This window comes from Catenibacterium sp., assembly GCF_052354645.1.
Lineage (GTDB): Bacteria > Bacillota_I > Bacilli_A > Erysipelotrichales > Coprobacillaceae > Catenibacterium > Catenibacterium mitsuoka_A.
Window position 1 is genome coordinate 1 of the sequence record NZ_DAWDDM010000101.1, and the last position, 6,724, is coordinate 6,724.

Annotated in this window: 7 protein-coding genes; all 7 read left to right on the forward strand. The window is 35.6% G+C overall.

Annotation, left to right across the window (positions count from 1 at the left end; translation table 11 throughout):
• The coding region (locus ACT8VG_RS05840; RefSeq protein WP_444195399.1) for a hypothetical protein at positions 1-254 on the forward strand (254 nt) is incomplete at its 5' end.
• Between the two features lies 1 nt (position 255).
• The gene (gene aroB / locus ACT8VG_RS05845) at positions 256-1,314 is read left to right on the forward strand and encodes a 3-dehydroquinate synthase (protein ID WP_418221099.1); all 1,059 of its coding nucleotides are present in this window, start codon (positions 256-258) and stop codon (positions 1,312-1,314) included.
• On the forward strand, positions 1,314-2,585 hold the full coding sequence (aroA, locus tag ACT8VG_RS05850; RefSeq protein ID WP_444195400.1) for a 3-phosphoshikimate 1-carboxyvinyltransferase: 1,272 nt from the start codon (positions 1,314-1,316) through the stop codon (positions 2,583-2,585). Before aroB ends, aroA begins: the two co-directional genes overlap by 1 nt.
• Positions 2,575-3,651 (forward strand): chorismate synthase, encoded by a 1,077-nt coding sequence (gene aroC / locus ACT8VG_RS05855; protein WP_117458187.1) that lies wholly within the window; start codon positions 2,575-2,577, stop codon positions 3,649-3,651. The genes aroA and aroC overlap by 11 nt, the downstream gene beginning before the upstream one ends.
• Positions 3,648-4,763 carry a bifunctional chorismate mutase/prephenate dehydratase gene (locus ACT8VG_RS05860; protein ID WP_117458188.1) on the forward strand — a complete coding sequence of 372 codons (1,116 nt, stop codon included), beginning with the start codon at positions 3,648-3,650 and terminating at the stop codon, positions 4,761-4,763. Before aroC ends, ACT8VG_RS05860 begins: the two co-directional genes overlap by 4 nt.
• Entirely contained in the window at positions 4,760-5,269 is a 510-nt protein-coding gene (locus tag ACT8VG_RS05865) for a shikimate kinase (RefSeq protein WP_117458189.1), read from the forward strand. Before ACT8VG_RS05860 ends, ACT8VG_RS05865 begins: the two co-directional genes overlap by 4 nt.
• A gap of 73 nt (positions 5,270-5,342) precedes the next feature.
• Positions 5,343-6,662 carry an NCS2 family permease gene (locus ACT8VG_RS05870; protein WP_187011934.1) on the forward strand — a complete coding sequence of 440 codons (1,320 nt, stop codon included), beginning with the start codon at positions 5,343-5,345 and terminating at the stop codon, positions 6,660-6,662.
• Positions 6,663-6,724: the final 62 nt, after the last annotated feature.

Below are 6,724 nucleotides of genomic sequence, written 5' to 3' on the forward strand. Positions count from 1 at the left end.
CTATTCCAGTACTTAGAAAAATGACTCATCTACCTGTAATCATTGACCCATCACACGCTGGTGGTAAATGGTGGTTAGTAGAACCAATGGCTAAGGCAAGTGTTGCAGCAGGATGTGATGGATTACTTATTGAAGTACATAATGATCCTGAACATGCATTATGTGATGGAGCTCAGTCATTAAAGCCTAAAAAATATACAAAACTTATTGAAGAATTAAGAGAAATCGGCAAGGTTGTTGGAAAGGAAATCTAAAATGAAATTAAATGTGAACTTAGGAAAAGACAGTTATCCTATATATATTGAACAAGGTATCTTAAATAAAACAAAAGAACTAATTTCCCAGGTCTTCACAGGTGCGAAAATCGTTATTGTCTCTGACGATAACGTTTTTCCACTTTATGGAGAACAGGTAGTCAATCAGTTAAAAGATACTTATGAAGTCTCTACAGTAGTCATTCCACATGGAGAACCATCTAAGAGATTTGATATTCTTCCTTCTATCTATTCACGATTACTAGAAGCTAAGATTACAAGAACTGATTTACTTATTGCGCTAGGTGGAGGTGTTATTGGTGATTTAGCTGGATTTGTGGCAAGTACTTATATGCGTGGTATTAAGTTTGTACAGATTCCTACTTCATTATTATCACAGGTAGACTCTTCAGTAGGTGGTAAAGTGGCTGTAGATTTACCTGAAGGAAAGAACTTAGTCGGTGCTTTTAAACACCCATTGCTTGTTCTTATTGATCCACTCACTCTTAAAACATTGGATCCTCATTTCATTACAGATGGTATGGGAGAAGTCATTAAATATGGCTGTATCAAGGATAAAGCTTTATTTGATCAATTAGCTTGTTATAGAGACTTTGATGATCTTTATAAAGACATTGATGAAATTATCTATAAATGTGTAGATATCAAAAGAGATGTTGTAGAAAAGGACTTATATGACTTTGGTGATCGTTTATGCTTAAACTTTGGTCATACTATTGGACACTCAATCGAGCAATATTTCCATTATGAAAAATATTCTCATGGTGAAGCAGTAGGAATCGGTATGGTAGCTATCACACGTATCGCAGAACTTAAAGGTTTATGTGAACAAGGCACTACTAAACGTATAGAAGAAGCCTTAAGTCACTATAACCTTCCTACTCATGCCGATGTCCCTACAAAAGAATTACTTAAAGCCATTGATCTAGATAAGAAAAACATCAATTCAACACTATCTTTTGTTTTACTTAAAACAATAGGAGAGTATTATGTACATAAGGATCAAAAAGAGATGATTCTGGAAGTAGAGGACATATAATGACAAAAATCACTATTACACCAAAAACACTTCAAGGAACAATTGCGGTTCCCCCTTCTAAATCATTAGCCCATCGTGCTATTATCTGTGCAGCCCTCGCACCAGGTATGAGCCGTATTAGCGGTATTGATTACTCAGAAGACATTGAAGCTACAATAGAAGGTATGAAAGCCTTAGGTGCTATTATTAAACAGGAAGGCGATACTTTAATTATTGATGGTTCTATTACTTTAGGACTAGGAAGAGTAGAAATAGATGCCCATGAATCAGGTTCTACATTACGTTTCTTAATGCCTTTATCACTCGTTAACTTTTCTCGTGTACATTTTGTAGGTAAAGGAAAACTTGGACAAAGACCACTTGATGTATACTATGATATCTTTGATAAACAAAAGATTGCATACCTTAGAAAAGACTCAGAACGTTTAAATGTTATTCTAGATGGTCAGCTTCATTCAGATATATTTGAAGTACCAGGTAATGTTTCTTCACAATTTATCAGTGGTTTATTATTCACTTTACCTTTATTAAAGGGTGACTCTTTAATTAAAATTACTACACCATTAGAATCTAAAGGTTATATTGACTTAACACTTGATATGTTAGAAAAGTTTGGTATTGAAATTATTAATCATGATTATCAGGCATTCCAGATCCGTGGTAATCAGAACTATAAGCCATGTGATTATAATGTAGAAGCAGACTTCTCACAGGCTGCTTTCTATCTAGTTGCTGATTTATTAGGAAGTGATATTACACTTACTAATCTGAATATGCACTCATCACAAGGTGATAGAGCTATTTTAGATATTATGGAACAGATGGGTGGAGAAATTGTAGAAACAAGTGCGGGTATTAAAGTGGTCTGCGACAAAATCAAACCTGCCACTATTGATGCTTCACAATGTCCAGATTTGATGCCTGTTGTATCAGTGGCTTGTGGTCTTGCGGAAGGTACATCACACATCATCAATGCATCACGTTTACGTATTAAAGAATGTGATCGTTTGACTGCTTCTGTAGAACTATTAAAAGCTGCTGGTATTGATGCAGTTGAAGAAGAAGACAGTATGACTATTACAGGATCTCATTCTTATAACAAAGCAGAAGTAACAAGTTCTAATGATCATCGTATGTGTATGGCTGAAGCTGTTTTATCTACACGTGCCAATGGTCCAATTACTATTGATGATAAGGATTGTGTTAAGAAGAGCTATCCAGGTTTCTTTGAAGACTTCACATCTCTAGGTGGTGAATATCATGAGTGCTAATTGGGGACATCATATCGAATTATCTTTATTTGGTGAAAGCCATGGGAAGGCTATTGGAATCACAATAGGTAATCTTCCTGCTGGTATTAAGCTAGATATGGATGCCATCAATAAGGATATGCAAAGACGTGCTCCAGGTAAAAACCTGATGAGTACACAAAGAAAAGAAGCAGACGAAGTAGAAATACTCAGTGGTGTATTAGATGGTTATACAACAGGAGCTCCACTATGTGGAATTATTAAAAATACATCCCAGCATTCTAAAGACTATTCTTATTTAAAGGATAATATGCGTCCAGGACATTCAGATTATCCTGCTTATATTAAATATAAAGGCTTTAATGATGTGAGAGGAGGAGGACACTTCTCTGGAAGACTTACAGCACCAATCGTTTTTGCAGGTGCTATCGCAAAACAAATCTTAAAAGAAAAAGGTATTCATGTCGGTGCTCATATTCTTTCTATTAAAGATGTGAAGGATACGCATTATCCACTAGATATTACTCCATCTTACTTAGAAGAGCTGAATCAGAAAGACTATCCTGTTATTCATGATGATGTCTATGCTTTAATGCAGGAAACAATCGAAGAAGCTAGAAAAGAAGGCAACAGTGTAGGAGGAAAGATTGAATGTGCTGTCACTGGACTACCAGCAGGAGTTGGAAATCCATTTTTTGATAGTATTGAAGCCCATTTATCACCATTACTCTTTAGTATTCCTGCAGTTAAGTCAGTTTCATTTGGTGATCTAGATGATATCACTTTACTTAAAGGATCAGAAGCGAATGATGCCTACTATTATGAAGGAGAAGAAGTGAAAACTTCTACAAACCATAATGGTGGTATTACAGGTGGTATTTCTAATGGTATGCCATTACTTTTTACAGTAGGTATTAAACCAACCCCATCTATTTCTTTAAAACAGAATACAATCAATGTGAAAACACATGAAAATACAGAATTAGAAATCGTAGGAAGACATGACCCATGTATCATTCCTCGTGCGATTGTCGTTGTAGAAGCTATGGCGGCACTAGGTGTATTAGATATGCTGGAGGAACTATGAAAGATTTAAAAACATGTCGAGAAGAAATAGATGCAATCGATAAGGAAATCATTGCCTTATTTGAAAAACGCATGCATGTAGCTAAGGATGTTATTACATATAAATTAGCGCATGATATGCAGATTTTCCAGAAAGATAGAGAAAAAGAAGTTATTCAGAAGAATGTAGATCGTTTAGAAGATAAATCTCTAGAATCTTATGCAAAAACATTTGTCCAGGATACAATGAATCTTTCTAAAAGCTATCAGTCTACTTTTATTCCTTTAAAGAAATATGAAGCAACTGAAATTAAAGAAAACTTTAAAGTAGGTTACCAAGGTGTTCCAGGATCTTTTTCTAATCAGGCTATGAAAAGCTGGTTTGGAGACATTGAAGGCATCAACTACCCTCATTTTGAAGATGTCTATCAGGCATTAGAAAAAGGTGAAATAGACTATGGTGTACTCCCTTTAGAAAACTCTTCTACAGGTGCCATTAATGATAACTATGACTTACTGACTCAATATGGCTTTTATATTGTAGGTGAGCAATCTATCACAATAGATCAGAATCTACTTGGTATCAAAGGAGCCACTCTAGAAGATATCAAAGATGTCTATAGTCATATACAAGGCTTAAAACAAACATCTGAATTCTTAAATGCACATCATATTGAAGGTCATGAGTATCTCAATACAGCTGCAGCTGCTAAGTATATCAGTGAAGCACAGGATAGACATATCGGTGCCATTGCCTCTAGTGAAGCAGCTAAACTCTATAATCTTGATATTATTGCCAAGGCAATACAAAATGATCAAAGCAATCATACACGCTTTATCATTATCGCAAGACAATATGAAATCAGACCATCTGCCAATCGTATCAGCATGGTCTTCACAGTCAATCATGAAGTCGGTGCTCTTTATGAAGTCATGAGAGTCGTTAAAGAACACAACATCAACATGGCTCGCATTGAATCAAGACCACTCCCATTATCTCCATGGGAATACTATTTCTATTTAGATGTAGATGGTAACTTGAATCAAGATCATGTTCAGCGTGCTTTACAGGAAATCAAAACATATACCAATACATTCAGAATGATTGGTAACTATGAAAGGAAGGAATCATGAAAAATATCGTTTTAATTGGAATTATGGGAAGTGGTAAAACAACGTTTGGAAAAATTCTTTCACAAAAAACAGGTCATGAAATGATTGACCTTGATGATTATCTTGTGAATCGCTTTAATATGTCCATTCCTGATATGTTTCAAATTTCTGAAGACTACTTCAGAAACAATGAAACAATATGTTGTCAGGAAGTATCAGAACTTGAAGGTAAAATCATCTCTACTGGTGGTGGAGTGATTAAAAGACCTGAAAATATTGGATATTTAAAGAAGAATGGTGTTGTTTTCTATATTGACCGTCCAATTGAAGATATTGTGAAGGATGTCAATCCAAGTGGCAGACCTCTATTAAAGGATGGCCCAGATAAACTCTATGCCTTAGATAAAGAACGTAGAGATAAATATATGTCCTCATGTGACTATCATATTATAAATGATGGTTCACTTGAAAAAGTCATAGATACCATTCTAGATATCATGAAGAAATACGATAAATCCCCATTATAAGGGGATTTTTTTTATATTTGCATAAAATGTAATTATGTACTATAATGGGGCTTTGTTTTGAGAGGAGAAAACAATGGAAAAATTATTTCACTTAAAAGAACATGGGACAAATGTTAAGACTGAAATACTAGCTGGTATTACAACTTTCCTAGCAATGGCCTATATTCTTGCAGTCAACCCTGCCATTCTAGGACAGGCACACATGAGTCATCAGGGTGTTTTTTTAGCAACTGCAATCTCTGCAGGTGCCGCAAGCATCTTTATGGGATTAATGGCAAACTACCCTGTTTCTCTTGCACCAGGGATGGGGGTTAATGCATTATTCACTTATACAATTGTAGGACAGATGGGATTATCACCTGAAGGCGCACTTGCCTGTGTATTCGTGTCAGGTATCATCTTTGTCATCATTACAGTGACAAACATCCGTCGTATGATTATTAATGCGATTCCTGCACAGTTAAAACTTGCGATTGGTGCAGGTATTGGTTTCTTTGTCGCATTCGTAGGTTTAAAGAATGCAGGTATCGTAGTGGCAAGTGAATCTACATTTGTAGCACTAGGAAACTTTAAGAATCCAACAGTATTACTTGCTATATTTGGTATCATAATCACATTAGTATTATTAGTAAAGAATAAGCCTGCAGCCGTATTTTATGGCTTAATCATTACTGCAGTAGTGGGTGTTGTATTTGGTTCATTCTTTGGACTAAAAGGAATGCCACAGTTACCAACTAAACTTGTATCAGTGAACTTTGATTTCAGTTTAGTGGGTGCTTTTGCGAGAGGGTTCAACGAAATGTTTACTCATCCACAGTGTATCGTTGCAATTTTCTCATTATTATTCGTAGATTTCTTTGATACAGCTGGTACATTAGTAGCTGTTGCATCTAAAGCTGATCTTATTGATGAAAATGGTGAATTAGTGAATGTTGAACGTGCACTACTTGCAGATGCAGTAGGTACTGTATTTGGTTCAATGATTGGTACTTCTACAGTGACATCTTTCGTAGAATCTACTTCAGGTGTTGGAGTAGGGGGACGTACAGGCTTAACTGCATGTACAACAGGTATCTGTTTCTTATTAACAGTATTCTTCTATCCAGTATTATCTATGATTACTGATGCAGTCACTGCCCCAGCTTTAGTTATCGTTGGTATCTTAATGGCATCACAGTTAAAGGATATCAAGTGGGATAACTTGATCTTTGCGGCAAGTGGTTTTGTGACTATCATCTTTATGATTCTTGGTTACTCAATCAGTAATGGTATCGCATTAGGATTCATCGTGTATGTCATCAGCATGATTGCGACAGGTCAGGCTAAAGACATCAACAAGATGGTCTGGGTACTATTCTTACTATTTATCGCATATTTCGCATTCTTAATCTAAAACCAGCCTTGCTGGTTTTTTTCTTTTGTTCATATAATGTTTTTATAACTTGAGTATAATAA

Excerpts from the sequence above, each read along its gene's own strand:
- aroB (WP_418221099.1), top strand. The coding sequence starts at position 256 with ATGAAATTAAATGTGAACTTAGGAAAAGACAGTTATCCTATATATATT.
- ACT8VG_RS05860 (WP_117458188.1), top strand. The coding sequence starts at position 3,648 with ATGAAAGATTTAAAAACATGTCGAGAAGAAATAGATGCAATCGATAAG.
- ACT8VG_RS05870 (WP_187011934.1), top strand. The coding sequence starts at position 5,343 with ATGGAAAAATTATTTCACTTAAAAGAACATGGGACAAATGTTAAGACT.
- ACT8VG_RS05865 (WP_117458189.1), top strand. The coding sequence starts at position 4,760 with ATGAAAAATATCGTTTTAATTGGAATTATGGGAAGTGGTAAAACAACG.
- aroC (WP_117458187.1), top strand. The coding sequence starts at position 2,575 with ATGAGTGCTAATTGGGGACATCATATCGAATTATCTTTATTTGGTGAA.
- aroA (WP_444195400.1), top strand. The coding sequence starts at position 1,314 with ATGACAAAAATCACTATTACACCAAAAACACTTCAAGGAACAATTGCG.